Origin of the sequence: Devosia nitrariae, from assembly GCF_030160115.1 — a bacterium.
Lineage (GTDB): Bacteria > Pseudomonadota > Alphaproteobacteria > Rhizobiales > Devosiaceae > Devosia > Devosia nitrariae.
Genome location: NZ_BSNS01000011.1, coordinates 120,094 through 145,377, shown reverse-complemented (window position 1 = coordinate 145,377; position 25,284 = coordinate 120,094). Strand labels below are relative to the sequence as shown.

Here is a 25,284-nt window from a genome sequence, read left to right as displayed (position 1 = left end):
CAGTGCGTTAGGTTAGAAACGGAAAAGCCGGACCGCCCCGGGTTCGGCCCAACAGGGAGACGATCATGCGCTTTACCAGAATTCTCCTCAGCGCCGCCGCGCTGGCGATCACCGCAACCGCCGCCAATGCGCAGGTGGTGGTTTCCTCCAAGATCGACACCGAGGGCGGTGTGCTCGGCAACATCATCATGCAGGTGCTCGAGGCCAACGACATCCCTGTCGAAGACCGCATCCAGCTGGGCGGCACGCCGATCGTGCGCGAGGCGATCATGGCCGGCGAGATCGACATCTATCCCGAATATACCGGCAACGCCGCCTTCTTCTTCGACATGGCCGATGATCCGTTGTGGAACGACGCTCAATCGGCCTACGAGGAGGCCAAGGAGCTCGACTACGAGGCCAACAAGATCGTCTGGCTCGCGCCCTCGCCCGCCAACAACACCTGGGCGGTCGCCATCCGGCAAGATCTGGCCGAGGCCGAGGACCTCTCGACGTTCACGCAGTTCGGAAAATACGTCGCCAATGGCGGCGAGGTGAAGCTCGCCGCCTCGTCCGAATTCGTCAATTCGCCGGCAGCGCTGCCCAAGTTCCAGGAGGTCTACGGCTTCACCCTCTCGCCCGACCAACTCGTTACTCTCTCTGGCGGCGACACGGCCGCGACCATCGCAGCGGCCGCCCAGCAGACCAACGGCGTCAACGCCGCCATGGTCTACGGCACCGACGGTGGCATCGCCCCCTCGGGCCTTGTCGTGCTCGAGGACGACAAGGGCGTGCAGCCGGTCTACCAGCCTGCCCCGATCATCCGCGAGGAGGTGCTGAACGAATACCCGCAGATCGAGGAACTGCTCGCCCCGATCTTCGAGGCGCTCACCCTCGAGACGCTGCAGGAGCTCAACGGGCGGGTTCAGGTCGGCGGCGAACCGGCGGCGGCCGTGGCCACCGACTTCCTCACCAGCAACGGGTTCGTCAGCTGAGAAGAGGGATCGTGTCCCTGATCCTGCGCGGGTTTGGTTCCCCTTCCCCTCTCCCCTTGTGGGAGAGGGACCGATTTTCCGCGTTCAGCGGAAAATCAGGATGAGGGGTTGGGATGCTGAAAGAACCACGAAACCAGGTGCGAACCACAACATCGCAGCCCCCTCATCCGACCCTTCGGGCCACCTTCTCCCACGAGGGGAGAAGGGGATCCGTGCCAGATGCGAACGCTCCGTCTGCAATGTCACGGGCAGGGAGCGGGACTAGCGCGTTCCTTGGAGCGAGCCGGTGATGACCCTCGCAACCGCCACCTCCGCCCGTCCCGCCCTCGCCTTCGACAAGCTCGGTGTGCTCATCGCGCTCGTCGCTGTGGCGGGCGCATTTCTGCCGTTTTCCATCTTCCGCGCCAACCGCATCGTGCTCGGCGAGGGCCGCATGCTAATCGATGCGCTTGACGGCCCCTCGGCCTGGTTGACGATCGCCGCCATAGCCGTCGGCATCCTCGTCGCGCTCATCCGGCTCGCGCCCGCCGTCAAGCTCGCCATCGCCCTTGCCGTTCTTGCCGTCGCTTTCGTGATGATCGGCCGATCGGCCACTTACCTGACGCCTGCCGACAACACCTTCGCCCGGGTCTCGCCCGGTGCCGGCTTCTGGCTCCTGACCTTCGCCTTCGCGCTGATGGTCGCCGACGCGCTCACGCGCCTGAGGTTCCGCCCGTGGCCGCGCATTGCCATGCTGGCGGCGGTCGGCGCCGCCCTCTGGCTGCTGCTGTGGAGCGGCGCGTGGAACGATCTTTCGATCCTCAAGGAATACGCCAACCGCGCCTCTGCCTTCTGGAACGAGGCACGCACGCACCTGCTCCTCGCCTTCGGCTCGGTTGCCGTCGCCACGGTCGCAGGCGTACCGCTCGGCATTCTCTGCTATCGCGTGCGCCCAGTTCGAGCGGCCGTCCTCAACGTGCTCAATATCGTCCAGACCATCCCGTCGATCGCGCTCTTCGGTCTTCTCATCGCGCCGCTCGCCTGGGTCGCCGCCAATGTGCCGGGTGCCTCGACCATCGGCATCTCGGGCATCGGCACGACGCCGGCGATGGTTGCGCTCTTTGCCTACTCGCTGCTGCCAATCGTTGCCAACACAGTCGTTGGCCTCGAAAACGTGCCCGAGGCCGCCAACGACGCGGCCCGCGGGATGGGCATGACCGGCGGCCAGCGCCTGATGAGTGTCGAGCTGCCGCTCGCCTTTCCGGTCATCCTCACCGGCATCCGCATCGTGCTCGTGCAGAATATCGGGCTGGCCACCATCGCCGCGCTGATCGGGGGCGGCGGCTTTGGCGTCTTCGTCTTCCAGGGCATCGGGCAGACGGCCATGGATCTGGTGTTGCTCGGCGCCGTGCCGACTGTGGCACTGGCTTTCGCGGCCGCCGTGGTGCTCGATGCCATCGTTGAAATGGTCAGCGTCGGGGGGCGCACGCAATGATCGAAATCCAGGACCTCACCAAGGTCTATGGCGAGACCGCCGTCGTCGACAGCGTGTCCCTGACCGTTCCTGCGGGCCAGATCTGCGTTGTCGTCGGCACTTCGGGCTCGGGCAAGACCACGCTGATGCGCATGATCAACCGCCTTGTCGAGCCGACATCGGGACAGGTGCTGATCGATGGGCAGGATACCCGCGCCGAACCGCCACATATGCTGCGCCGCAGGATCGGCTACGCGATCCAAGGCCACGGCCTTTTCCCCCATCGCACGGTCGCCGAGAATATCGGCACTGTCCCCAAGCTTCTCGGATGGGACAAGGCACGCACGGACGCGCGCATCGACGAGCTCCTCACCCTGTTCCAGCTCGATCCGGCCGAATACCGCGACCGGCTGCCGAGCGAGTTGTCCGGCGGGCAGCAGCAGCGCGTGGGCGTCGCCCGGGCGCTGGCGGCCGGACCCAATATCCTCCTGATGGACGAGCCGTTCGGCGCGCTCGATCCGGTCATCCGCGCCAAGGCGCAGGATGATCTGCTCGCCATCCAGCGCCGTTTCGAGACCACCGTCGTTCTCGTCACCCATGACATGGAAGAAGCCATCCATCTCGGCAACAAGATCGCCGTCATGGATGCCGGCAAGCTTCTGCAATATGCAACGCCCGAGGAGATCATCGCCAATCCGGCCACCGAGTTCGTTGCCGAGCTCATCGGCGGCGACCGGTCGTTCCGGCTGCTTTCGCTCTCCAAGGTCGTCGCCTTCGTCGAGCCGGGCGAGGCGCAGGGCGAGCCGATCGATAGCGGGGCGAATCTGCGTGAAGCCTATGCCGAATGCCTGTGGTCGGGACGCGAGGCCCTGCCGGTCACCCGCGACGGGGAACACATCGGGCGCATCACCCTCACCGAACTCGCCCGGCACGCTGCGAGGCCGCAATGAGCGTCGGACTCGTCATCCGCCTCATCGTCCTGGCGCTGCTGGTGGCGTTCCTCGTCAGCCCGCAGACCTTCGTCTTCGTCTTCCGGCCGCTCGTACGCGCGGGCCAGCCGGTGATCTATAACCAGGGCAGTCTTATCGATCTCACCCTCAACCACCTCGCCATTGTCGGGACGGCCATGGTGCTGGCGACCGCGCTTGCGGTCGGCCTCGCTATCCTCGTCACCCGTCCGTTCGGGGCCGAGTTCCTGGCTCTCTCGCGCAGCCTTGCCAATATCGGACAGACCTTTCCGCCGGTCGCGGTGCTGGCGCTTGCGGTGCCCGTCCTCGGCTTCGGCACCGCACCGACGCTGGTGGCGCTCTTTCTTTATGGCCTTTTGCCGATCTTCGAGAACACGCTGACGGGGCTTACCAACCTGCCCCCGACCGTCACCGAAGCGGCGCGCGGCATGGGCATGACCGGGCGGCAGCGCCTGATGCGGGTCGAGCTGCCGCTGGCGCTCCCAGTGATCCTTGCCGGCATCCGCCTCTCGACGGTGATCGCGCTCGCCACCGCCACCATCGGCTCGACGGTCGCCGCAAGGACGCTCGGCGAGGTTATCATCGCCGGACTCCTCTCGCGCAACACCGCGTTCGTCGCCCAAGGTGGCATCATCGTCGGCATCCTGGCAGTGCTGATCTATGATGGTCTCTCGGCGATCGAACGCATGCTGATGCGCCGCACGGGCCAGGCGGGGAGGCAGGCGTGATGGTGCACCCTTGCCGGAACGATCGGCTATACATCCTTGCGGGACTTTGATCGATGTCCGACTTCGACCTTGTCATCACCGGTACCGTCGTCCTTCCCGACCTCATCGTCGAGGACGGCTATGTGGCCGTGCGCGACGGCAAGGTCGTCCTTGTGGGCGAGGGACGCGCGCCGGCCGCGCGCGAACGGCACGAGTTCGGCAACGCGCTGATCCTGCCCGGCGCCATCGACGCTCAGGTGCATTCGCTATCCCAGAAGGACCAGGAAGACTTCATCTGGTCGACCCGCTCGGCGGCGGCAGGCGGGGTGACCACAATCGTCGACATGCCCTATGACGAGGGCAACCTCGTCTGCTCGGCCGAGGCGGTCGAGCGCAAGCTCGCCCACGCCGCTCCCCAGGCGCGCGTCGATTTCGCCCTCTATGGCACCATCGACCCCGAAGACGGCGCCCGGCGCATTCCCGAGATGGTCGAGGCGGGCGTCGCCGCCTTCAAGTTCTCGACCTTCGGCACTGATCCAAAACGCTTCCCCCGTATCCCTCCACAACTCCTTGCCGAGTGCTTTGCCGCCCTCGCCCCCACAGGCCTTGCCGCCGGCGTCCACAACGAGGACGACGAGTTCGTGCGCACGGCGATGGAGGAGGTCAAAGCCTCCGGCATCACCGACTGGCGCGCCCACGGCCTGTCGCGGCCGCCCTTGACCGAGCTCCTCGCCATGCTCGAGATCTACGAGATCGGCGCGGCGACCCAATGCCCCGTCCATGTCGTCCACTGCTCGCTCTCACGCGGTTATGAGATCGCCCGGCGCTACCGCGATGAAGGCCATGCGGCCACCATCGAGTGCTGTATCCATTACCTGACCCTGGACGAGGAGAACGACGTTGCCCGCCTCGGGGGCAAAGCCAAGATCAATCCGCCGATCCGTCCGCGCGCCGAGGTCGAAAAGCTCTGGCAGCACGTCGCCAGCGGCAATGTCACCCTGGTCTCGACCGATCATGTGAGCTGGTCGGAGGACCGCAAGACCAACCCCGACATGCTCGCCAACGCCTCAGGCGTGCCCGGCCTCGAGGCAATGGTGCCGCTCTTCGTCAAAGGCGCACTCGCCCGCGGCATCCCCCTGACATGGGCGGCAAAGCTCATGGCTGGGAACCCGGCCAGGCACTTCCGCCTCGACCACATCAAGGGTGCCCTCACCCCCGACAGGGACGCCGACATCACCGTGCTCCTCCCTCGGCCCAAGGTCTACGACGCAGCGGCGAGCGGCCACAACGTCGTCGGCTGGAGCCCCTATAACGGCATCGAACTGCCCTGGACCGTCGGCGCGACATTCCTGCGGGGCGAGATGGTGTTCGACGGAACCAACGTCCTTGCCGAGCCCGGCACGGGCCGGTTCGTGCGTCCGGAGGCGCGGGGATGACACGGAACCTTCCCACCTCCGCTGCCCGCATCGCCGAAGACATCGATGGCCTTGCCGCCATCACCGAGCCCGAACGACCCTATACCCGCCGCGCCTTCACGCCGACCTTCCTCAAGGGCCGCGAATGGCTCGTTGACCGCTTCGACGCCGCCGGCCTTGAAACGCGGATCGATGCGGCCGGCAACCTCATCGGCCGCCGCCCGGGCCGCAGGCCTGACCTCGGCACCATCATGCTCGGCTCCCATTCCGATACGGTGCCGGATGGCGGGCGTTATGACGGGATCGCGGGCGTCTCGGCCGCGCTCGAAGTCGCCTGTGCGCTTGCCGACCAGGGCATTGCGCTCGACCACGATCTCGAGATCGTCGATTTCCTTGCCGAGGAAGTGTCGATCTTCGGCGTCTCGTGCATCGGCAGCCGCGGCATGACCGGCCAGCGCCCGGACGAGTGGCTGGAGCGCGAGGCCGATGGCTTGACACTCAAGCGCGGTATCAACGATGTCGGCGGCCACGCCGCCGCAACCTTGACGCGCAACGATATCGTCGCTTTCCTCGAACTGCACATCGAGCAGGGCCCGGTGCTGGAGACTGAAGAACGCGACGTCGGGGTCGTCACCGCCATTGCCGGCATCACCCGCATCGAGATCGTCGTCGACGGCCGGGCTGACCATGCCGGCACCACGCCGATGAACGGGCGCAAGGATGCTCTCGTTGCCGCCTCCTGGATCGTTCTTGCCGTCGAGCGTTTCGCCCGTGAACTTGCCAGCGGCGAGACGCATTTCGCTGCGACGGTCGGCGAATTCCGTATGGAGCCGAATGCGGCCAACGTCGTACCGGCACAGGTAACACTGCTCATCGACGCCCGGGCCGAGGACCGCACCGATATGGAGCGTTTCCTTGCCGAGCTTTCGACCGGCCTTGAGGGTATCGCAGACGAGACGGGCGTCGCCATCGCCCCTCCCCGCGTCATCTCGGACAATATGCCCACTCCCTGCGATCCCGGCCTCCTGAGCGTGCTCGATGCCGCCTGCGAAACCGCTGGCGCCCGTCACCGGCGCATGGCTTCCGGAGCCGGCCACGACACCGCCTGGCTCGCCAAGGTCACCAAGGCGGCGATGATCTTCGTGCCGTGCGCCGGCGGGCGCAGCCATACGCCGGAGGAATCGGCAAAGGTCGAGGATATCGCGCTGGGTGCCGCCGTGCTGATGGAGGCGGTCAAGCGGATCGACAAGGGGGAAGTATCATGACGCGGAGAGCCCCTCACCCTAACCCTCCCCAAAGGGGCGAGGGGATGGCATCCAGTCTCTGGCCGGCACAGTGCTCACCTCGCCCCTCTGGGGAGAGGTCGGCGCGTAGCGCCGGGTGAGGGGCCATTTCGGCCTCGCAGAAGTTCCACCGAGGAGATCATCTGAATGGGCCGCATCCTGACCGAGAAGGACGTCGAAGCCGCCGTCAAGGGTGGTTCCGTCTACGCCGCCGGGGGTGGCGGTTGGGCCGATCACGGCCGCATGCTCGGCTACGCCGCCGTCTCCATCGGCAAGCCCGAGCTGGTCTCGGTCGACGAGCTCGACCCGCAAGCGTGGGTTGCGACCGCCGCCGCTATCGGTGCCCCCGCCTCCACCACGCCGTGGGAAATGCGCGGCGTTGACTACATCAAGGCGGTACAGCTGCTGCAGGAGGCGCTGGGCGAGCCGCTTGCCGGCCTCATGGTCGGCCAGAACGGCAAATCCTCGACCCTCAACGGCTGGCTGCCTTCCGCCGCGCTTGGCCTCAAGGTGGTCGACGCCGTCGGCGACATCCGCGCGCATCCGACCGGCGACATGGGGTCGATCGGCCTTGCCGGCTCGCCCGAACCGATGATCCAGACCGCCGTCGGCGGCAACCGCGACGAGAACCGCTATATCGAGCTCGTCACGCGCGGGGCCACCGCCAAGGTCTCCCCGATCCTGCGCACCGCCGCCGATATGTCCGGCGGCTTCATCGCCTCCTGCCGCAATCCGGTGCGCGCCAGCTATGTGAAGGAGCATGCCGCTCTGGGAGGTATCTCGCTTGCCTTGAAGCTCGGTGAGGCGATCATCGCCGCCGAGGGTAAAGGCCCCGGCAAGGTGCTTGACGCCATCGTCGAAACCACTGGGGGCACCGTTCTCGTGCGGGGCACAGTCGAGCGCCGGGACGTTGTCTATACCAGCGAGGCCTTCGACGTCGGCACCATTACGGTGGGCAAGGGTGAGGACACCGCTACCCTCCATGTGATGAACGAATACATGGCCATCGACAATATCGAGGGTCACCGCATCGCCACCTTCCCCGACGTCATCACCACGCTCGACGCCTCCGGCCAACCGCTCTCGGTCGGCCAGGTTCGGGTTGGCATGTACGTCTTCGTCCTCCATGTGCCCAAGACCATCATCCCCTTGTCGTCCAGCGTCCTCGACCCGTCGGTCTATCCGCATGTCGAAAAGACCATGGGCATAGAGCTGGCGAAATACGCGCTGGACGATAGCCGCAGGATCTAGGCCAATGCCCACGCCCAATCCCCGCCATCCCAACTTCCCCATTCCCGGCGGTCCGCAGCTGCGGGCCAAGGGCTGGCGGCAGGAGGCGCTTCTGCGCCTCCTCGAAAATGTCCTCTCCGTCGGAGAGGACCCCGACAATCTCGTCGTCTACGCCGCGCTCGGCAAAGCTGCCCGCAACTGGGCGAGCCACGATGCGATCGTTTCCGCCCTCAAGAGCATGGACGAGGACCAGACTCTTCTCATCCAGTCCGGCAAGCCGATCGGGCTCCTCAAGACCCACGCCAGGGCGCCGCTCGTCATCATGGCCAACTGCAACCTCGTCGGGCAGTGGGCGAAGGCCGAGATTTTTTACGAGCTCGAGAGGAAGGGCCTGATCTGTTGGGGCGGGCTCACGGCCGGGGCCTGGCAGTATATCGGCAGCCAGGGCGTCATCCAGGGCACCTACGAGATCTTCATGCGCATCGCCGAGAAGCGCTTTGACGGCGGCCTCGCCGGCCGCTTCATCCTGACCGCCGGCCTTGGCGGCATGGGCGGAGCACAACCCCTTGCCGGCCGCATGGCGGGCGCGGCCATCCTCGTCGTCGAGGTCGACCCCGAGCGCGCGCGCAAACGGCGCGAGATCGGCTATCTCGAGGAGATTGCCCCGGATCTCGATACCGCCCTCGCCATGGTCGACGCGGCGGTCAAGGACAAGCGCGCCCTCTCCGTCGGCCTTGTCGGCAATGCCGCTGATATCTATCCGGAGATCGCCAGGCGCGGCATCGTGCCCGATATCGTCACCGACCAGACCAGCGCTCACGACCTCGTCTACGGCTATGTGCCGCGCGGCTATACGCTCGACGAGGTTCGGGAGCTGCGTCGCACCGACCCCGCCCAATTGATGTCCGCCAGCCGCGCCTCGATCGTTCCGCATGTCGAGGCGATGCTCGACTTCCAGCGCAGAGGCGCGGAAGTGTTCGATAACGGCAACCTCATTCGCACCCAGGCGCGCGAGGGCGGCGTCGAGAACGCCTTCGACATCCCGATCTTCACCGAGGCGTACCTGCGTCCCCTGTTCGCGCGCGCCATCGGCCCGTTCCGCTGGATGGCGCAATCGGGCGACCCCGACGATATCCGCAGGATCGACGACCGCCTGCTGCAGATGTTCCCGGACAACTGGATCGTTACCAACTGGATCGGTCTCGCACGTCGCTATGTTCCCTTCGAAGGCCTCCCCTCCCGCATCGCCTGGCTCGGCCATGGCGAGCGCACCGAGCTTGCGCTCGCCGTCAACGACATGGTCGGAAAGGGCGAACTCTTGGCGCCCGTCACCTTCAGCCGCGACCACCTCGACGCCGGCGCCATGGCCCACCCCAACATCATGACCGAACGGATGAAGGACGGGTCCGACGCCATTGCCGACTGGCCGCTGCTCGATGCGATGCTACTCTGCTCCTCTATGGCCGACCTAGTCGTCGTCCACTCCGGCGGCGGGGGCTATGCCGGTTACATGACCTCGGCGGGAGTGACGGTCGTCGCCGACGGCACCGAGGCGGCGGCTGAGCGCCTGAGCCACGCGCTCACCAATGACACTGCGCTTGGGGTGATGCGCTACGCGGACGCCGGATACGAGGAGAGCCTTGAGGAGGTGGCGAAGAAGGGGATCGGGTATCTGGGTGTGAAGTGAGAACGACCAGGTGACAACGCACCAGCGCATCGTCAGCCGTTCGCCGGAGCCGATCCTACCCATGCAAAAGGGCCCGGCATGCCGCCAGGCCCTTCATTCTCACCGTCGTCGAACCTGGCTTACGCCATCGTCGGCATCTGAAATTCCGCGCCTTCCTTGATGCCCGAGGGCCAGCGCGAGGTCACCGTCTTGGTGCGGGTCCAGAACTTGATGGAGTCGGTGCCGTGCTGGTTGAGGTCGCCGAAGGCCGAGGCCTTCCAGCCGCCGAAGGAGTGGTAGGCCAGGGGCACGGGAACCGGCACGTTGATACCGACCATGCCGATATTGATGCGGCTGGCAAAGTCACGGGCGGTGTCGCCGTCGCGGGTGAAGATGGCAACGCCGTTGCCGTAGGGGTTGTTCATCGGCAGTTCCAGCGCGTCCTCATAGGTATGGGCGCGGGCGACGCAGAGCACGGGGCCGAAGATCTCTTCCTTGTAGATGTCCATTTCGGGCGTCACGCGGTCGAACAGAGTTGGTCCGACGAAGAAGCCGTTCTCGTAGCCTTGCAGCGCAAATCCGCGCCCGTCGACGGCGAGCTCGGCGCCCTGTGCAACGCCCTTGTCGATCAGCGACAGGATGCGGTCCTTGGCGGCCTTGGTCACCACCGGCCCCATCTCCGAGGCCTTGTCGGTCGCGGGGCCAACCTTGAGCTTTTCGATCCGGGGCTTCAGTGCCTCGATCAGGAGATCAGCGGTCTTGTCACCCACCGGCACGGCCACGGAAATGGCCATGCAGCGCTCGCCGGCCGAGCCGTAGCCGGCGCCCATCAGCGCGTCGGCGGCCTTACCCATGTCGGCGTCGGGCATGACGATCATGTGGTTCTTGGCCCCGCCGAAGGCCTGTACGCGCTTGCCGTTGGCGGCGGCGGTCGCATAGACGTAGCGGGCGATGGGGGTCGAGCCGACGAAAGAGATCGCGCCGATTGCCTCATGGGCGAGGATGGCGTCGACAGTCTCCTTGCCACCCTGCACGACGTTGAGGATGCCCTTGGGAAGGCCTGCCTCGATCGCCAGCTCGGCCAGCTTAACCGGCACGGAAGGATCGCGCTCGGAGGGCTTGAGGATGAAGGCATTACCTGCCGCGATCGCCGGCGAGAGCATCCACAAGGGGATCATCGCCGGAAAGTTGAACGGGGTGATGCCGGCGCCGATGCCGACCGGCTGGCGCATCGAATACATATCGATCCCCGGCCCGGCGCCCTCGTTGAACTCACCCTTGAGCAGGTGCGGCGCGCCGGCGACGAATTCGGCGACTTCCAGCCCGCGCAGGATGTCGCCCTTGGAATCCTCGATGGTCTTACCGTGCTCGCGGCTGAGGAGCTCGGCGAGCGCGTCAATATCGCGGTTGATGAGCTCTACATACTTGAAGAACACCCGCGCCCGCCGCTGCGGGTTGGTCGCTGCCCATCTGGGTTGAGCGGCGACGGCAGAGGCGACCGCCACCTCGAGATCAGCGTGCGCTGCCAGCGCCACCCGCGCCTGCGGCTCGCCGGTCGCGGGGTTGAAGACGTCCTGAAAGTCGCTGGACTGGCCGGTGGTCTCCTGGCCGTCGATGAAATGTCCGATGGTGCGCATGAGCTGCCTCCCTTGTTCGCCAGAGGTTATGGCTCTACGCTCATCGGATAGCAACGCGACGAAATTCGCATCGGTTGTGCGGAAATTATAGCACCATGAATTGGGACGACGTTCGTATCTTCCTCGCTATCGCCCGCAGCGGCCAGATCCTGGGCGCAGCCCGCGCCCTTGGGCTTAACCACGCGACAGTCGCCCGTCGGCTCGATACCCTCGAAGCCGCGCTCGGTGCCCGACTCGTTGCCCGGCACACCCACGGCAGCGAGCTGACCTCCGAGGGGGAGCGATTTCTCGCCCATGCCGAGCGGATGGAAAGCGAAATGCTGGCGGCCAGCGAGACTGCGGGCAGCGAGGCCGCCGGCGTTTCCGGTACCGTGCGGGTGGGCGCGCCGGACGGGTTCGGTGTCGCCTTCCTTGCGCCGCGCATCGGCGAACTCGCCGAGCGCCATCCTGACCTGACCATCGAGCTCGTGCCGGTTCCCCGAGCCTTCTCCCTCTCGCGCCGCGAGGCCGACATTGCCGTGACACTGGAGCGTCCGCGCGAGGGGCGGCTGGTGGCGCGCAAGCTTACCGACTATCGCCTCGGTCTCTATGCCGGCCGCACCTATCTCGACCGCCACGACACGCCGGCGAGCGTCGACGATCTCGCGGCCCACCGGCTCGTCGGCTATGTGGAGGATCTGCTGTTTTCAGCTTCGCTCGACTACACGGGCGAATTCTCGAGGTCCTGGCACTCGTCGATCGCCATCTCCTCGGCGATGGGCCAGACCGAGGCGGTCAGAGCCGGTGCCGGCATCGGTATCCTCCATGCTTTCATGGCCCGGCGGGATCCTGATCTCATACCTGTGCTGCCGGAGCACGGCCTGACCCGCAGCTACTGGACGGTGGTGCATGAAGACCTGCGGGCGATCAGGCGAGTGGCACTGGTTTCAGAGTTCCTGGCGGAGATCGTTGAACGCGATCGGGCGATCTTCGGCTAGGGGCTACCCCTCCTCGCGCAAAGGCTTGGTGGCTTCGATGATCCAGTCGCGGAACATGCGGATCTTGGGGACGTTGCGGCGGGCGCGCGGGTAGAGCAGCCAGTAGCCGTGCCCGTCATAGCCGAGCAGATCGAAAGGCTGCAGCAGCCGGCCCATCGCCAGTTCGTCCGTGTAGAAGGCGGGGGTGAGCATGGCGACGCCCCGGCCGGCCATCGCGGCGGCAGCTTCCAGGTGCTGGGCCCCGAACTGCGACTGCGGCCGATCCTTGCTGTCGTATTCGACCCCGGCGGCGGTGAACCAGTTCTCGAACCAGGGGTCGCCGGCATCGGTCAGTGGGAGCTTCAGGAGGTCTGCCGGTTCCTTGATCCCGCCGATGGTCGCAGCGAGCGCGGGGCTCAGCATCGGGGTGAACTCAGCCTTGAGCAGCAGATGCCCTTCGAGTTCGCCATTCGGTGGCCATTGCTTGGCACTGCCGCGCACGGAAAGATCGAACTCTTCGGTGGCGAAATCCACCACGCGCGGCGAGCTTTCGAGGCGGATGGCGATCTGGGGGTGGGCCATCTGGAACTCGCCGATGTGCTGAGCGAGCCAATAGGAGGCGAAGGTCGGCACCACCGAGATGTTGAGCGTACCCTCCAGGCGTTCGTGCGACTCGGCAAAAGCGGTCTTCAATATCTCGAAGGCCGTCGTCACCTCCGGTGCGAGGCGCACCCCGATTTCGGTCAGCGCCACCTGCCGCGCGCGCCTCAGGAACAGCGGTGCGCCTACTCGCTCTTCGAGGAGCTTGATCTGGTAGCTCACCGCTGCCTGGGTCATGCCCAGCTCTTCGGCGGCCTTGGTGAAGCTCAGGTGCCGTGCCGCAGCCTCGAAGGCGCGGATGGCGGCAAGCGGGGGCAGGTTGAGTGCCATGATGGATAAACCCTCCTTATGGAGGGTAGCCGAGGTTCGATTGGATATCCAGCCTCGTGAGGCGCATATCGGGGGCACCAATTCACCAGGGACAGTTCTTTCATAAGAACTGCTTTTGCAAGATGACAACGATTGCCTTGGTTCCGCGCCGGTTCTCCCGCTGGCTTTCGTGGTTCTCCATGCCGCCGCTTCCACGCGTGAAGGCGCCTCGCGCCTCCCGCCGCAGGCGGCAGGCCTGGGTCGACCTGGTGCACAGCTCGGCCCACCTGCAGCATGATCTCGGTATTATCGACACCCTCCCCGAAAGGCGTGGTCGCTAAGCACTTGCACGGCCGGGTCCTTCGGCTAAGTCTTCCTTCATGTCCAAGACCACACCCGCGACGCTGGCCCTCGCCAAGGCCGGCGTCGCCTTTACTCTGGCAACATACGACTACGATCCCAACGCGGAACGCGTCGGGTTGCAGGCGGCCGAGGCCATGGGTGTTGCGCCCGAAATCGTGTTCAAGACGCTGATGGCGCTGGTCGACGGCAACCCGGTCTGCGCCGTGGTGCCGTCGGACGAAGAGATCAACATGAAAAAGCTCGCCGCTGCCTTCGGTGGCAAGTCGGCGCAGCTGATGAAGCCGGCCGACGCCGAACGGCTGACCGGCTATCGCGTCGGCGGCATCAGCCCCTTCGGGCAGAAGCGCCAGGTACCGACAGCCATAGAGGAAGTCGCTCTTCTCAGCGAAGAGATCTTCCTCAATGGCGGGCAGCGCGGACTGCAGGTGAAGCTGCGCCCAGACGACGCCGTGGCGGCGCTTTCGGCCACGGTCGCCGATCTCATCCGCTAGTTACGGCGCTTCCGAAGCGATCTGCTCCAGAACGGCATGCGCGGCCGTGATGCGGGCGGGGATGGGGAAGTTCCTGTTGGCCAGCATCACGATGCCGATCTGCTGGGCGGGAACGAAGGCGACATAGGCGCCGAAGCCGTTGGTCGAGCCGGTCTTGTTGAAGAGGGTCGGCCCGGTCGGAGCCTGCGGCGGCGAGAGTTCCTGCGCGGCGTTGGGCTCCATGGCCATGGTGATCGAATTGCCTGCCAGGAGACGATCGAGCGTCACTGGATAGGGGTATTGTTCCCAGCCGAGGCCCTGCACCATTTGACCCACTTCGAAGTAGCCGACATGCGTGCCCTCGACGGCGCGGCGCAACGGGGGCTCAAGACCACTCGGATCGATGTTCGCCTTGACGAACCGGATCATGTCGGCGGCCGTCGACTTGACGCCATAGGCCTGCGCATCGAGAACGCCGGGATTGACCCGCACCGGTACGCCAGCCTTGTTGTAGCCCCAGGCGTAGGCCTCCATCGCGCTCTGCGGGACGCGGATGTGGGTCTCGGCAAGGCCAAGCCCGGCAAAGAGCTCGCCCTCCACGATGTCGGCGAAGTCGCCGTCCATGGCGAGGCTGGTGACGTAGCCGAAGAGGCCGATGCTGGGATTGGAGTATCGCCGCTCGTGACCCGGATCGGCCGTGGGCTGCCATTGGCGGAAATAGGCCGGCATGCCCTCGCTGGTGACGGTATCGGGGAATTGCAGCGGCAAGCCGCCGGCGGTGTAGGTGCCGAGATTGACGAGGGACGCCGCATCGATGGCGCTGCCGCTCAGCTCCGGCATGTAAACTCCGGGAGAGTCTTTGAGCGATATCCTGCCCAGAGCCTGCGCATATGTGGCGAGCGTTGCGGTGAAGGTCTTGCTGACTGAACCGATCTCGAAAAGCGTGTGTTCGGTGACCTTCGCGCCGCTGTCCCGATCGGCGACCCCGTAGCTGAAGAAATACTCCTCTCCCCCGACGGTTACCGCTACCGCAATGCCCGGCACGTCGTGCTCGTCGAGAAGCGGGCGAAAGGCATTGTCCACAGCGGCTGCGATAGCGGCAGGCCCGTCGGCGGCTGAGGCCGGGACGGTGGCCGAGCCGACGGAAACGGCGGCCAGGGCAAAGGGCAACACCAGCCCTGCAAGAGTACGCATGATAGAAAACCTCTTGGTGGGAACGCTTTGGGGGCTGGAGGAGGCCGAGCCAATATGGCGCGAGCGTGACCGCGACCGTACGCGCTGCCTCCTGTGAAGGACTTCCGCCGCATCAAGTTGCGCTTGTGGCCAAGGGTGCTAAAGTCGTGCAAGGCAACTGTTTTTGGGGACCGACCTTGCGACAGATCGTTCGCTACACCATCCTCGCCGCCTGCCTTGCAAGCCTTGCAGGCTGTGCAAGTTTCCTGCCCTTTGGCCGGACTGCCACGCCGGGCGCGCAGCAGGCAGGAGCGCAGGCGGCCGCGACACAGGCCGCGCCGCAGTCACCGACGGAGACGCCCCCGCAGCGGGCGACGCCGGCACCCTCGCAGCCCGCCGCCCAAACTGCCTTGTCGCCGCCGCCGCAATCGGCCCTGCCGCCAGCCCCCCAAACCTCTCCGCCGCCAAGCACTCAAACCGCTCCACCCGCGACGGCCCAGACCGGCAATATCGAGATCGTCAACCGCACGCAGAATACCATCGACATCGTTGTGGCAGGCGAATGCGCCTCGAGCGGCCAGGGCTCCAGCATTCTGCCCAGCGGCCAGTCGATCGCGCCCGGCGCCAGCCGGGCGTTTCCGGTCGCGGCCGGATGCTGGGATGTCGGGGTGGGCGTCACCAATGTGGGCGAGGCGCGCCAGCGCATGACCGTAGAAGCGGCCGGCACGGTGCAATACGTGATCAACTGAACTTCAGTTACTCAAAACGACAAAAGGCGTCCGGATGGACGCCTTCGTCTGATAGCCTTGGAGGTCGGCTAGTCTTTTGGTCAGGCCTTAGAGAGCCTTGCCGCGGGCGATGTCGTGGATGTCGCCGCGGGTGATGCCGAGGTCGCGCAGCTGGCGGCCGTCGAGCGCGCTGAGCTCACGCACGGTGCGGTGATACTGCAGCATCTCATTGAATTTCTGGCGGATGTTCATTTCGGTTCCCCTTCTGTGTTACGGCACTTATCTAGACCCAATGAGTAGTGATTAGTAGATGGGCACGTCGCACATCAGCCATGCGTTTTCGGAAGAGAATTGCGCAACATATATGCGGAAACTGCAGGCGCGGCTGCGGATCCGCCCAATTGCACAGCAAATGGCGCTTTTCCGCCGATCTCGCGCCGGTCGACAGGGGCCGGGTGCGAATTTGCTCGTCGCACCCCTTGACCTTGCCATGATGGGAAGCCCTATCTGAGGCGGGACAGATCAATGCAAAGGTCAAGCCCATGAACCACCCTGCGGCAAAATCTGCTCCCGTTTCCCTTTCCATAGAGGGCATGACCTGCGCCTCGTGCGTGGCACGGGTGGAGAAGGCATTGCTCAAGGTGCCGTCCGTCACGCAGGCTTCGGTGAATCTGGCGACCAACCGCGCCACCGTGACACTTGCCGACAACGACAATGGCGTTCCCGCTCTGGTCGCAGCGGTAAAAGGCGTCGGGTACAAGGCCTCACCGATCGAGGCCGGGCAGCATCAGCATGGCCATATGCACCACGACGAGGACGCGCAGGTGCTGACCCGCGACGTCATCATCGCCACGGTGCTGACGGTCCCGGTTTTCGCGCTCGAGATGGGGACACACCTCTTTCCGCCGTTCCACGAATGGCTGATGGGCTTCGTGCCGCATCAGGCGATGCTGCTCTTCTCGTTCGTCCTGACCAGCATCGTGCTGTTCGGACCGGGCCTGCGCTTTTACAGGATCGGCATTCCAGCGCTCTTCAAGGGCGCGCCCGAGATGAACTCGCTGGTCGCGCTCGGCAGCCTTGCCGCCTATTTCTATTCGGTCGTCGTCACCTTCGCGCCGCAGGTGCTGCCGCACGGCACGCACTACGTCTACTATGAGGCGGCGGCAGTGATCGTGACGCTCATCCTCGTCGGCCGGCTGCTCGAAGCGCGGGCCAAGGGCCGCGCCGGGGCCGCCATCGAGCGGCTCGCTGGGCAACAGGCCAAATCCGCCCGCGTCCTGCGTGACGGAAAGCCCGTGGAGACGCCGCTCGATGCGATTGCCGTCGGCGACGTCATCGTCGTGCGTCCGGGGGAGAAGGTCGCCGTCGACGGCGAGATCGTCGAGGGCGCCTCGCATATCGACGAATCGATGATCTCGGGCGAGCCGATACCCGTCGCCAAGGCTATCGGGGATGCTGTCGTCGGCGGCACCATCAACAAGGAAGGTGCCTTCACCTTCCAGGCCACCAAGGTCGGCGCCGACACCATGCTGGCGCAGATCATCCGGCTGGTCGAGGAGGCGCAGGGCGGCAAGCTGCCGATCCAGACGCTGGTCGACAAGGTCACCGGCTGGTTCGTGCCTGTCGTCATCGCCGTCGCCGTCGCCACCTTCCTTGCCTGGCTGGTGTTCGGCCCCTCCCCGGCCCTGACCTTCGCGCTCGTCAACGCCGTCGCCGTCCTCATCATCGCCTGCCCCTGTGCGATGGGCCTGGCGACCCCGACGTCGATCATGGTCGGCACCGGCCGGGCTGCCGAACTCGGCGTGCTGTTCCGGCGCGGCGAGGCGCTGCAGCAGTTGCGCGAGGTCGATGTCGTTGCCTTCGACAAGACCGGCACGGTGACAGAGGGCAAGCCGAAGCTCACCGATATCGTTGCCGCCGACGGGTTCGCCGAGAACGAGGTGCTGGCATTGGTGGCTGCGGCAGAAGCTGCGTCCGAGCATCCTCTCGCCGACGCCATCGTTGCCGGCGCGCAAGATCGCGGCGTTGCGCTGGCCAAAGCGACCGGCTTTGCCGCGACGCCCGGCCAGGGCATTGCGGCCGAGGTCTCCGGCCACAGGGTGTTTGTCGGTTCGGCGCGTTTTCTTGCGCAGAACGGCGTCGATGCCGCATCACTTGCAGCGGCGAGCGACGATCTCAGCCTGACCGGCAAGTCGCCGGTGCTTGCGGCCATTGACGGCCGGCCGGCAGCGGTTTTTGCCGTCGCCGATACGCTCAAAGCCACCAGCCAAGCGGCGATCGCGGCTCTCCACCGGCAGGGCCTCAAGGTCGCGCTGGTTACCGGTGACAACCGGCGGGCGGCCGAAGCCGTTGCCCGCGAGCTCGGCATCGACGAGGTGCTGGCCGAGGTGCTGCCGGCCGATAAGGCAGAGGCGGTCAAGCGCCTGCGTGCGGGCGGGCGCACGGTTGCGTTCGTCGGCGACGGCATCAACGATGCGCCCGCGCTCGCCGAGGCCGATGTCGGCATCGCCATGGGCACGGGTACGGACGCGGCCATCGACAGCGCCGATGTCATCCTTGTCGGCGGGGATCCGGCCAAGGTGGTGACCGCCCTCACCCTCAGCCGGGCGACGCTCACCAACATTAGGGAGAACCTCGTCTGGGCCTTCGGCTATAACGTGCTGCTGATCCCGGTTGCGGCCGGAGTGCTGTTCCCGGTCGCGGGCATCACGCTCTCGCCGATGCTGGCAGCCGGCGCCATGGCGCTTTCGAGTGTCTTCGTCGTCTTCAATGCGCTGAGGTTGCGCACCATCAAGCCAGAGGAGCTACACGCATGAACATCGGCCAGGCCTCAACCGCCACCGGCGTTTCGGCCAAGATGATCCGCTATTATGAGAGCATCGGCCTCATCGAGCCGGCGGGCCGCACGCAATCCAACTACCGCGTCTACGGCGCGGACGACATCCACGAGCTACGCTTCATCAAGCGCGCCCGCACGCTCGGCTTTTCCGTCGAGGAGACGGCGCAGCTGCTGGCGCTCTGGCGCGACAAGACCCGGGCGAGCGCCGACGTCAAGCGCGTGGCGCTCGCCCACGTGGCCGAGCTTCAAACCAAGATCATCGAGCTCGAAGGCATGGTGCAGACCCTGAAGCACCTTGCCGATTGCTGCGGCGGGAACGAGCGCCCCAACTGCCCGATCCTCGAAGACCTGGCCGGCGCAACGACCCACGCGAAAGGACACCACTGAAAATGACTGAAACGAGCGCATCGAAGACCACAACCTTTGCCGTTCCCGACATGAGCTGCGGGCATTGCGAAGCCACCATCCGCCAGGCCCTGGCCACGGCCCTGCCCGGCGCACGGGTTGCGGTCGATCTGTCGCGGCATGAAGTGACGGTGGAAGGTGATGCCGCCAAGGCGGAGACGGCGATACGGGAGGCGGGGTATTCGCCGGAAGTGGTGGAGTAGCAGCCGGTTGAGGATCTGCGGGGGCATCGTGAAGGCCCCCTCACCCGCCGGCTTCGCCGTCGACCTCTCCCCGTAGGGGCGAGGTGCTCGTGCTTTGATTGTACGTATCCACAGGGTCCCCTCGCCCCTCCGGGGAGAGGGACAGGGTGAGGGGCGCTATCCACTGAGCGCGGAACCAGCGGCTCTTTCGCCCTCTCCCACTACACGCTCTCCACCCTCCTCCCCCAAAGCCCCCGCGAAACCCGCAACATCCCCCGCTCCTCGAGATGCTCCACATGGGCGCCGACGGTCATCCGTGCTGCCGGCAGCAGCTTCAGCGCGAGGCCCGGATAGACCTTGCGGGTAATCGCGCCGATCGAGTGCGCGCCGGCGCGCACGGCCTCGAGGATCTGGCCATTGCGGGCGTAACGATGGGCCTTGAGCGCGCGGGCATAGGCAAGTCCATCGGCGATCGGCCCGCCGTGGGCAGGGAGGTACAGGCGATAGGGCGCTGCGAGCACCCTGTCGAGCGAGGCGAGATAGTCGCTCATCGAGCCGTCCGGCACCGAGACCAGCGTCGAATTCCAGCCCATGACGTGGTCGCCGCTGAAGAGCACATCGGTTCCGACGAGCCCGAACGCCAGATGATTGGCGCAGTGCCCGGGGGTTGCGATGACCTTGAGCTCTATTCCATCGATCGCCAGGCGCTTGCCGTCGACGAGGGTCTGGTCGGGCTTCAGCGCCCAGTCGCTCGCTGAATCGACCGCATTGATCTCGCCCCTGCGGGCCGGCCGGGAGAGCCGGTGCGGGCCGCCGAACCAGAGCGGGGCGCGCAGCCGTTGGGCCATGGACGCTGCCAGTGAGCTGTGGTCCCTGTGGGTGTGGGTCAAAAGAATCGCCTCGACCGGTCGGGCGCCGATCGCGGCGAGCAAGGCCTCGGCATGGCGCGCGTCGTCGGGCCCGGGATCGAGGAGAAAGAGACGTTCGTTTCCGATGAGGAAGCTGTTGGTGCCGGTGAAGGTATAAGGCCCGGCATTGGGTGCGGTCACCCGCGTCACGCCCGGTGCGGCCGCAACCGGCGTCCCGGTCTGCGGATCGAAACCTTTATCGAAGACAAGCTGGGGCGCAGGTTGAGCCATTGCGTGGGGCAGACCGAGGGACTAAGAAAATCACATCTATGGTTCCAGGGATGGAAGGTACGAAATGGCCGTGACTTTGACCACGCCGAATACGCTGCTCGGCGCGCTGCAACCCAAGGGCGACACCGCCCGGCTCGCCACCAATCTCGCGATCGTCGTTTTGGGCACCCTGCTCCTGACGCTCTCGGCCAAGATCAACGTGCCGGTCTGGCCGGTGCCGGTGACCCTGCAGACTTTTGCGGTTGCCGCGCTTGCTGCTGCCTTTGGCTGGCGCATCGGTGTTGCGACTGTCGCCGCCTACCTCCTCCAAGGCGCGGCGGGCCTACCGGTCTTTGCCGCCGGCGGCGGCATTGCCTATCTCATGGGCCCGACCGGCGGCTTCCTGCTGGCTTACCTTCCCATGGCCTATATCGTCGGGCGCGCGGCGGACCTGGGCGCCGCCAACCGGCCGCTGGCGCTTTTCGGTGCAATGCTGCTGGCCGACGCGGTGGTGTTCGTTGCCGGATTCCTCTGGCTCCTGACCCTTTCGGGCCAAGCCGGATGGATCGACCAGTCGAACGTGCTGGTTTCGGCCTTCGAGAAGGCCGTGCAGCCCTTCATCGTCTGGGACATCCTCAAGATGGCGCTCGCGGCACTCACCGTCACCGGCGCATGGCAAATCGTCAAGCGCAAGGCCTGACGGAACCTGTCGGAAAAGTGCTCAAAATCTTCTGGGCCGGCTCATCTGAGCCGGCCTTTTCATTTGGTCAGTGGGGGCGGTCTATGCACCACGGTCAACACGCCGAGCACGATAGTGACCGCAATGATCATCAGGGCCGTCATTGGCTGGCACCTCCTCGCCAATTCAACGCATAGGCACGGCAGGTGGTTCGATCACGTTTTCCGGGAACCCCGGAAAGCTGGTATGCTAGCAAAGGCGCGACCCATCCGCACTTGGCCAAAAGTCGGATGCGTTCTTCGCCGCGGTCGCGGCGGATTATTGCCCCAACACCAACCTATTCCCGCCATCAACGGGTCTGAGGATCGCATGGCCGCGAGGGAGTGACGCCAGCGTTGTTTCGTGCGGCAGGGGCCTATGCAAACCGCGAGAAGGAACGTCACATGTCGTTGTCACCACGGGTCCGGATGTTAACGGTGTTAGCACTGTGCCTGACCGCCGGACCCGCGTTGGCGGACCCGGACAGAGGCCCCGACAAGATCCCACCCGGGCACATGCCCTCCTCGGGCGAGTGCCGGAACTGGATACCGGGCGTCCCTTCCGGCCAGCAGAAGGCGCCGACCGACTGCTACACGGCTTATCGGGATACCTATTACAATGGCGGCTGGCTGGTTTACGGCGAGGAGAAGGACCGCGACGAGCGTCGCTGGTGAGCGACCACGCCGGCGCCTTGCCGGCATCGAAAAACCCCGGCCTCTTGCGAGACCGGGGCTGATTGGTCGGAGTAGCGTGATTCGAACACGCGACCCCCTGCTCCCGAAGCAGGTGCGCTACCAGGCTGCGCTATACTCCGTTAAGGGACCGAGACTGGTCGGGAACCGCCCAGCACGCCGGGCACGTCTCGATGCGGCGCTTTATAGCCGCCTCGTCCGCGCCGTTCAAGCGCCTCGCACGGCGATTTTCATCCGGTTGCGAACCACGGTCAAACGGTGTAGGAACCCCGCCCAGTTGGGGCGTCGCCAAGTGGTAAGGCATCGGTTTTTGGTACCGACATTCCCAGGTTCGAATCCTGGCGCCCCAGCCAGCCTTCGCTTGCTACGCAAGCTACGGCTGGGCAAGCTGGCGCAGGACTCTCATGGCGAAGCAAGCGGAGGCTGTCCCGTCGAAGCTTTAGCGGAGGCGGACTGTGAGGCGACGCGGTAGATCTACAAATCGAACCCGGGACTCTGGCCAGAAATGTCCGGCATCGGCTCTGCCTCCGCCGTCGCTTTTCGGAAGGTGAGGTTGCCGGCGCTCTCCTCCGTTACCTCGACAGGCAGCCCCTTCTCATTGACCGCCAGAAGGCCCACCAACTCCGGTCGAACGGAGGTGATGTAGGCTTCCGCCTGGTCCAGCGCTTTCAAAAGACTATCCCGGATGAGTCCGACGCTTGCATGCTCGGGTAAGCCTCGGACCGATCGGTACTCTTCCGCTGGAATTGAGAGCGATCGCCTTCTGATCTCATCTATCATCCGCTGCGGCGAATAGTTCGGTGGCTTTCCGGCCGCGGCCATGATCAGTGGGCCCAGGCAGGCGTAGTTTTCGGCTATAGTGATCAGGTCCACGAAATCGCGCGCTTTGCTTCGGGACGACGCGGCCAGGACCTTGTTGACCGCCAGGTCTGCGCTATTCAGCCGGGCACCCCATTCCTCGTCCCGTACCAGCGGAAAGAAACGGATCCTGGTCTCGCTCATCCATTGGAGCACGGTTGCGTCCCGATCCCTTGAGACCGTGCATTCGACGACGCCGTAGACGAGCACGTCGATATTGACCTTGAAGCCTGCGGAGCGCAGCGCATCGATATCCGACTGCGCACTTGCAACGATCTCCTCGTCGGTATCGTGAAAGATGTCGAGGTCGTCCGACAGCCGGGACCAGTCCTTGTTCAGGACCGCGCCGCCGGCCATGTAGCTGGTTTCCGACCTGTTGGCGGCAATGACCTGCATGACTTGCCGCTGAAGGGGTGTGAGGGCCATGCTCAACCTGCCGCGGCAAGAAGTTGCCGGCCCAGAACGAATGCCCGGGCATCGCCGCGTTCCATCAGCGCCTTGCCGACGACGCGAGCCTTCTCCGACACGTTGGAGAGGCGTGATAGATCCACATTGTCGATTATGCGCACGCCATATCGCTCAATGGCCTGGTCTATACGCTTTTGCAATTGCTCCTTGCGTTTGCGGTGATCTCGCCTGAACTGCGCCGCGTGGGCAAGTATCTCCGCACGGTTTGCCGCAGGCACCAGCACCTCCACCCGCACGAGGTCGGATGCGCCCCCGGATCTTCGATATCGCTGAACTCTGTCCTGCACGCTCACTCGCAATCTCCTGCTGCATTTAAAATAGGCGTATCCCGGATACGTTGCAAGCGAGGGTGTCCGGTTACTAGAGCCAGCCAGCTGCGAGCGCTTTGACCTGCTGCAAGAGAACCGGGTTGTTCCAGACGATGAAGCCGGCAACGACGAGAGCCGCAAGAACCACCAATCCGATGAGCTTCTTGAGTACCGAGAACACGAGCCAGAGAACGATGATGGCGCCAACGCCGAGGCCCATCAGCAGGTAGGTATCGTTCGGCATGCCGTGGCTCCGGAGCACTGTGGGAGGGATTTTCCCTGGCGCCTACCAAAAAGCGCGGCCACCCGCCAGCGCCGATGGCCGACACCGCCATGTTCACCCGTCGACCAGACCAGACGCAGAGGTTTTAAACCGCGCGTGGCTGGTGTACCTCAGGGGTGAGCCCACTCCCCGACCCTGCCAAGGTTAGCCGCGCTTTGACCCCTGGAAACGCCACAAGCACCTCTGAGGCTTTGCCGGAAGTGTCGGTCATCATGGCCTCCTACAACAGCGCCGACCACATCGAGGCAAAGTCATGAGGGTCTTGCACGTCTATAAGACGTACCTGCCGGAAGATTTCACTGGCATCCCTCGCGTCATCCACGCCATCGCCGAAGGTCTCGCCGGCAGCGGCATTGAGACCGAAGTGCTTGCGCTTTATGGAAACGACGTCGGCTCAGCCCCATTCAAGGTTGGCAACCACCTCGTCCATCCGATCCGACGCGACATGCAGATCGCGTCGGCAAGCCTGTCGCTGCGCGCATTTCCCGAATTCGGCAGGCTCGTCCGGCATGCGGACGTAGTTCACTATCATTTTCCCTGGCCAATGGCTGACCTGCTCCACCTGGCGTATGGCCGCCGCACGCCCTCGGTCGTCACCTATCACTCCGATATCGTACGCCAGCAGCGGCTACTCCGCTTTTATGCGCCCGTGATGAACGCGTTCCTTGCCAAGGTCGATGCAATCGTGGCGACCTCCCCCAACTACCACGAGACGAGCCCTGTCCTCGCGCGCCATCGAAAAAAGGTCAGCGTCATCCCCATCGGCATCGGGGAACGTGAGCCAGTCGGCGAGCCCCATCGCGAAGCATGGCGCAGCCGGGTCGGCGAAGGCTTCTTTCTCTTTGTCGGGGCGCTGCGCTACTACAAAGGTGCAGGCTTCCTCATAGAAGCCGCTCGCATAACGGGCCTCCCGGTGGTCATAGCCGGCAGCAATGACCGGAAAGAATTGGACGTGGCCGGGCTGCCAGCCAACGTGACCTATGTGGGCGAAGTTTCCGAGGCCGACAAGGAAGCTCTCCTCGACCTCTGTTCGGCCTTCGCCTTCCCCTCTCACCTGCGTTCGGAAGCCTTCGGCGTGGCGCTTTTGGAAGCGGCGCGCGCCGGCCGGCCGATGATCTCGTGCGAGATCGGCACCGGCACCAGCTACGTGAATGTCGACGGGCAAACCGGGCTCGTCGTAGAACCTGCTAGCCCACACGCCCTGGCGCGGGCGATGACGACGCTGTCCGGGAATGATGAAATGGTTGCCCGAATGGGGGCGAATGCACGCCACAGATATAAGCAGTTGTTCCGAAGCGCCGATGCGGCGCAGGCCTATCTCAACGTCTATCGCGATCTGGCAGCCGGGCGCCCGCGATAGCTTCGGTCATGCGGCATCAGCCTGCTCGTCCCTGGGCACGGGCGGGTGAAAATCACCTTCACCAGCGTTCTTGTGTTGACGCGCGTCCGGTGATCCGTATTTGTGCCTCGTCCAAGTCCGC

General features: G+C 65.2%; 25 protein-coding genes and 2 tRNA genes. 18 read left to right on the top strand and 9 right to left on the bottom strand.

Annotated features, from left to right (window positions below):
• The first annotated feature begins 65 nt into the window (after positions 1-65).
• The 8 genes from osmF to ertB all read left to right on the top strand — a co-directional run bounded on the left by osmF (position 66) and on the right by ertB (position 9,717).
• A complete protein-coding gene (gene osmF / locus QQK18_RS11270; RefSeq protein WP_284340439.1) occupies positions 66-974 on the top strand; it encodes a glycine betaine ABC transporter substrate-binding protein OsmF in 909 nt (302 codons plus the stop codon).
• Positions 975-1,263: 289 nt separating this feature from the next.
• Entirely contained in the window at positions 1,264-2,448 is a 1,185-nt protein-coding gene (locus tag QQK18_RS11265; protein ID WP_284340438.1) for an ABC transporter permease, read from the top strand.
• Positions 2,445-3,377, top strand: a complete 933-nt coding sequence (locus QQK18_RS11260) for an ABC transporter ATP-binding protein (protein WP_284340437.1) — start codon at positions 2,445-2,447, stop codon at positions 3,375-3,377. Before QQK18_RS11265 ends, QQK18_RS11260 begins: the two co-directional genes overlap by 4 nt.
• Positions 3,374-4,123: an ABC transporter permease gene (locus QQK18_RS11255; protein ID WP_284340436.1), complete on the top strand. Its 750-nt coding sequence runs from the start codon at positions 3,374-3,376 to the stop codon at positions 4,121-4,123. Before QQK18_RS11260 ends, QQK18_RS11255 begins: the two co-directional genes overlap by 4 nt.
• 53 nt (positions 4,124-4,176) lie before the next feature.
• Positions 4,177-5,538, top strand: coding sequence for a hydantoin-5-propionate amidohydrolase (gene ertD / locus QQK18_RS11250; protein ID WP_284340435.1), 1,362 nt, complete (start codon positions 4,177-4,179; stop codon positions 5,536-5,538).
• On the top strand, positions 5,535-6,782 hold the full coding sequence (locus QQK18_RS11245) for a Zn-dependent hydrolase (RefSeq protein ID WP_284340434.1): 1,248 nt from the start codon (positions 5,535-5,537) through the stop codon (positions 6,780-6,782). The genes ertD and QQK18_RS11245 overlap by 4 nt, the downstream gene beginning before the upstream one ends.
• Before the next feature lie 165 nt (positions 6,783-6,947).
• Positions 6,948-8,051, top strand: a complete 1,104-nt coding sequence (gene ertC / locus QQK18_RS11240; RefSeq protein WP_284340433.1) for a thiohydantoin desulfurase — start codon at positions 6,948-6,950, stop codon at positions 8,049-8,051.
• 4 nt (positions 8,052-8,055) lie between these two features.
• Positions 8,056-9,717 (top strand): thiourocanate hydratase, encoded by a 1,662-nt coding sequence (ertB, locus tag QQK18_RS11235; protein WP_284340432.1) that lies wholly within the window; start codon positions 8,056-8,058, stop codon positions 9,715-9,717.
• Between the two features lie 119 nt (positions 9,718-9,836).
• On the opposite strand, the gene QQK18_RS11230 is transcribed toward ertB, so the two are convergent.
• Positions 9,837-11,333 (bottom strand): CoA-acylating methylmalonate-semialdehyde dehydrogenase, encoded by a 1,497-nt coding sequence (locus QQK18_RS11230; protein ID WP_284340431.1) that lies wholly within the window; start codon positions 11,331-11,333, stop codon positions 9,837-9,839.
• A 95-nt stretch (positions 11,334-11,428) separates the two neighbouring features.
• Here QQK18_RS11230 and QQK18_RS11225 point away from each other — a divergent pair, with 95 nt between their 5' ends.
• Complete coding sequence (locus QQK18_RS11225; RefSeq protein WP_284340430.1) at positions 11,429-12,310, top strand: LysR family transcriptional regulator; 882 nt, start codon at positions 11,429-11,431, stop codon at positions 12,308-12,310.
• A 3-nt stretch (positions 12,311-12,313) separates the two neighbouring features.
• Here QQK18_RS11225 and QQK18_RS11220 read toward each other — a convergent pair whose 3' ends face one another.
• Positions 12,314-13,219: a LysR substrate-binding domain-containing protein gene (locus QQK18_RS11220; protein WP_284340429.1), complete on the bottom strand. Its 906-nt coding sequence runs from the start codon at positions 13,217-13,219 to the stop codon at positions 12,314-12,316.
• A gap of 359 nt (positions 13,220-13,578) precedes the next feature.
• On the opposite strand from QQK18_RS11220, the gene ybaK reads away from it, so the two are divergent.
• On the top strand, positions 13,579-14,052 hold the full coding sequence (gene ybaK / locus QQK18_RS11215; RefSeq protein ID WP_284340428.1) for a Cys-tRNA(Pro) deacylase: 474 nt from the start codon (positions 13,579-13,581) through the stop codon (positions 14,050-14,052).
• Here the strand turns inward: ybaK and ampC are convergent, their stop codons facing one another.
• Positions 14,053-15,225, bottom strand: coding sequence for a class C beta-lactamase (gene ampC, locus QQK18_RS11210; RefSeq protein WP_284340427.1), 1,173 nt, complete (start codon positions 15,223-15,225; stop codon positions 14,053-14,055).
• Positions 15,226-15,401: 176 nt separating this feature from the next.
• Between ampC and QQK18_RS11205 the strand changes: the two genes are divergently transcribed.
• The gene (locus QQK18_RS11205) at positions 15,402-15,953 is read left to right on the top strand and encodes a hypothetical protein (RefSeq protein WP_284340426.1); all 552 of its coding nucleotides are present in this window, start codon (positions 15,402-15,404) and stop codon (positions 15,951-15,953) included.
• A gap of 87 nt (positions 15,954-16,040) precedes the next feature.
• Here the strand turns inward: QQK18_RS11205 and QQK18_RS11200 are convergent, their stop codons facing one another.
• Positions 16,041-16,184: a DUF1127 domain-containing protein gene (locus QQK18_RS11200; protein ID WP_284340425.1), complete on the bottom strand. Its 144-nt coding sequence runs from the start codon at positions 16,182-16,184 to the stop codon at positions 16,041-16,043.
• Positions 16,185-16,474: 290 nt separating this feature from the next.
• Here QQK18_RS11200 and QQK18_RS11195 point away from each other — a divergent pair, with 290 nt between their 5' ends.
• From QQK18_RS11195 to QQK18_RS11185, 3 genes are read left to right on the top strand one after another with little or no spacing between them, the layout of a single operon-like run.
• Positions 16,475-18,748 (top strand): heavy metal translocating P-type ATPase, encoded by a 2,274-nt coding sequence (locus QQK18_RS11195; protein WP_284340424.1) that lies wholly within the window; start codon positions 16,475-16,477, stop codon positions 18,746-18,748.
• Positions 18,745-19,158 carry a Cu(I)-responsive transcriptional regulator gene (gene cueR, locus QQK18_RS11190; RefSeq protein WP_284340423.1) on the top strand — a complete coding sequence of 138 codons (414 nt, stop codon included), beginning with the start codon at positions 18,745-18,747 and terminating at the stop codon, positions 19,156-19,158. The genes QQK18_RS11195 and cueR overlap by 4 nt, the downstream gene beginning before the upstream one ends.
• 2 nt (positions 19,159-19,160) lie before the next feature.
• Positions 19,161-19,379 carry a heavy-metal-associated domain-containing protein gene (locus QQK18_RS11185; protein WP_284340422.1) on the top strand — a complete coding sequence of 73 codons (219 nt, stop codon included), beginning with the start codon at positions 19,161-19,163 and terminating at the stop codon, positions 19,377-19,379.
• Between the two features lie 200 nt (positions 19,380-19,579).
• On the opposite strand, the gene QQK18_RS11180 is transcribed toward QQK18_RS11185, so the two are convergent.
• Positions 19,580-20,497 carry an MBL fold metallo-hydrolase gene (locus QQK18_RS11180; protein ID WP_284340421.1) on the bottom strand — a complete coding sequence of 306 codons (918 nt, stop codon included), beginning with the start codon at positions 20,495-20,497 and terminating at the stop codon, positions 19,580-19,582.
• 64 nt (positions 20,498-20,561) lie between these two features.
• Here QQK18_RS11180 and QQK18_RS11175 point away from each other — a divergent pair, with 64 nt between their 5' ends.
• Both QQK18_RS11175 and QQK18_RS11170 read left to right on the top strand, forming a co-directional pair.
• Positions 20,562-21,176, top strand: a complete 615-nt coding sequence (locus tag QQK18_RS11175; protein ID WP_284340420.1) for a biotin transporter BioY — start codon at positions 20,562-20,564, stop codon at positions 21,174-21,176.
• 455 nt (positions 21,177-21,631) lie between these two features.
• Entirely contained in the window at positions 21,632-21,868 is a 237-nt protein-coding gene (locus QQK18_RS11170; RefSeq protein WP_284340419.1) for a hypothetical protein, read from the top strand.
• Positions 21,869-21,931: 63 nt separating this feature from the next.
• Here QQK18_RS11170 and QQK18_RS11165 read toward each other — a convergent pair.
• A tRNA-Pro gene (locus tag QQK18_RS11165) sits at positions 21,932-22,008 on the bottom strand.
• A gap of 156 nt (positions 22,009-22,164) precedes the next feature.
• On the opposite strand from QQK18_RS11165, the gene QQK18_RS11160 reads away from it, so the two are divergent.
• Positions 22,165-22,239, top strand: a tRNA-Gln gene (locus QQK18_RS11160).
• A gap of 121 nt (positions 22,240-22,360) precedes the next feature.
• Here QQK18_RS11160 and QQK18_RS11155 read toward each other — a convergent pair.
• The 3 genes from QQK18_RS11155 to QQK18_RS11145 form a co-directional block, all read right to left on the bottom strand.
• Positions 22,361-23,140: a hypothetical protein gene (locus tag QQK18_RS11155; protein ID WP_284340418.1), complete on the bottom strand. Its 780-nt coding sequence runs from the start codon at positions 23,138-23,140 to the stop codon at positions 22,361-22,363.
• Positions 23,141-23,172: 32 nt separating this feature from the next.
• The gene (locus QQK18_RS11150; RefSeq protein ID WP_284340417.1) at positions 23,173-23,505 is read right to left on the bottom strand and encodes a hypothetical protein; all 333 of its coding nucleotides are present in this window, start codon (positions 23,503-23,505) and stop codon (positions 23,173-23,175) included.
• A 67-nt stretch (positions 23,506-23,572) separates the two neighbouring features.
• Positions 23,573-23,764, bottom strand: coding sequence for a hypothetical protein (locus QQK18_RS11145; RefSeq protein WP_284340416.1), 192 nt, complete (start codon positions 23,762-23,764; stop codon positions 23,573-23,575).
• A gap of 292 nt (positions 23,765-24,056) precedes the next feature.
• Here QQK18_RS11145 and QQK18_RS11140 point away from each other — a divergent pair, with 292 nt between their 5' ends.
• Positions 24,057-25,163 carry a glycosyltransferase gene (locus tag QQK18_RS11140; protein WP_284340415.1) on the top strand — a complete coding sequence of 369 codons (1,107 nt, stop codon included), beginning with the start codon at positions 24,057-24,059 and terminating at the stop codon, positions 25,161-25,163.
• The last annotated feature ends 121 nt before the right edge of the window (positions 25,164-25,284 follow it).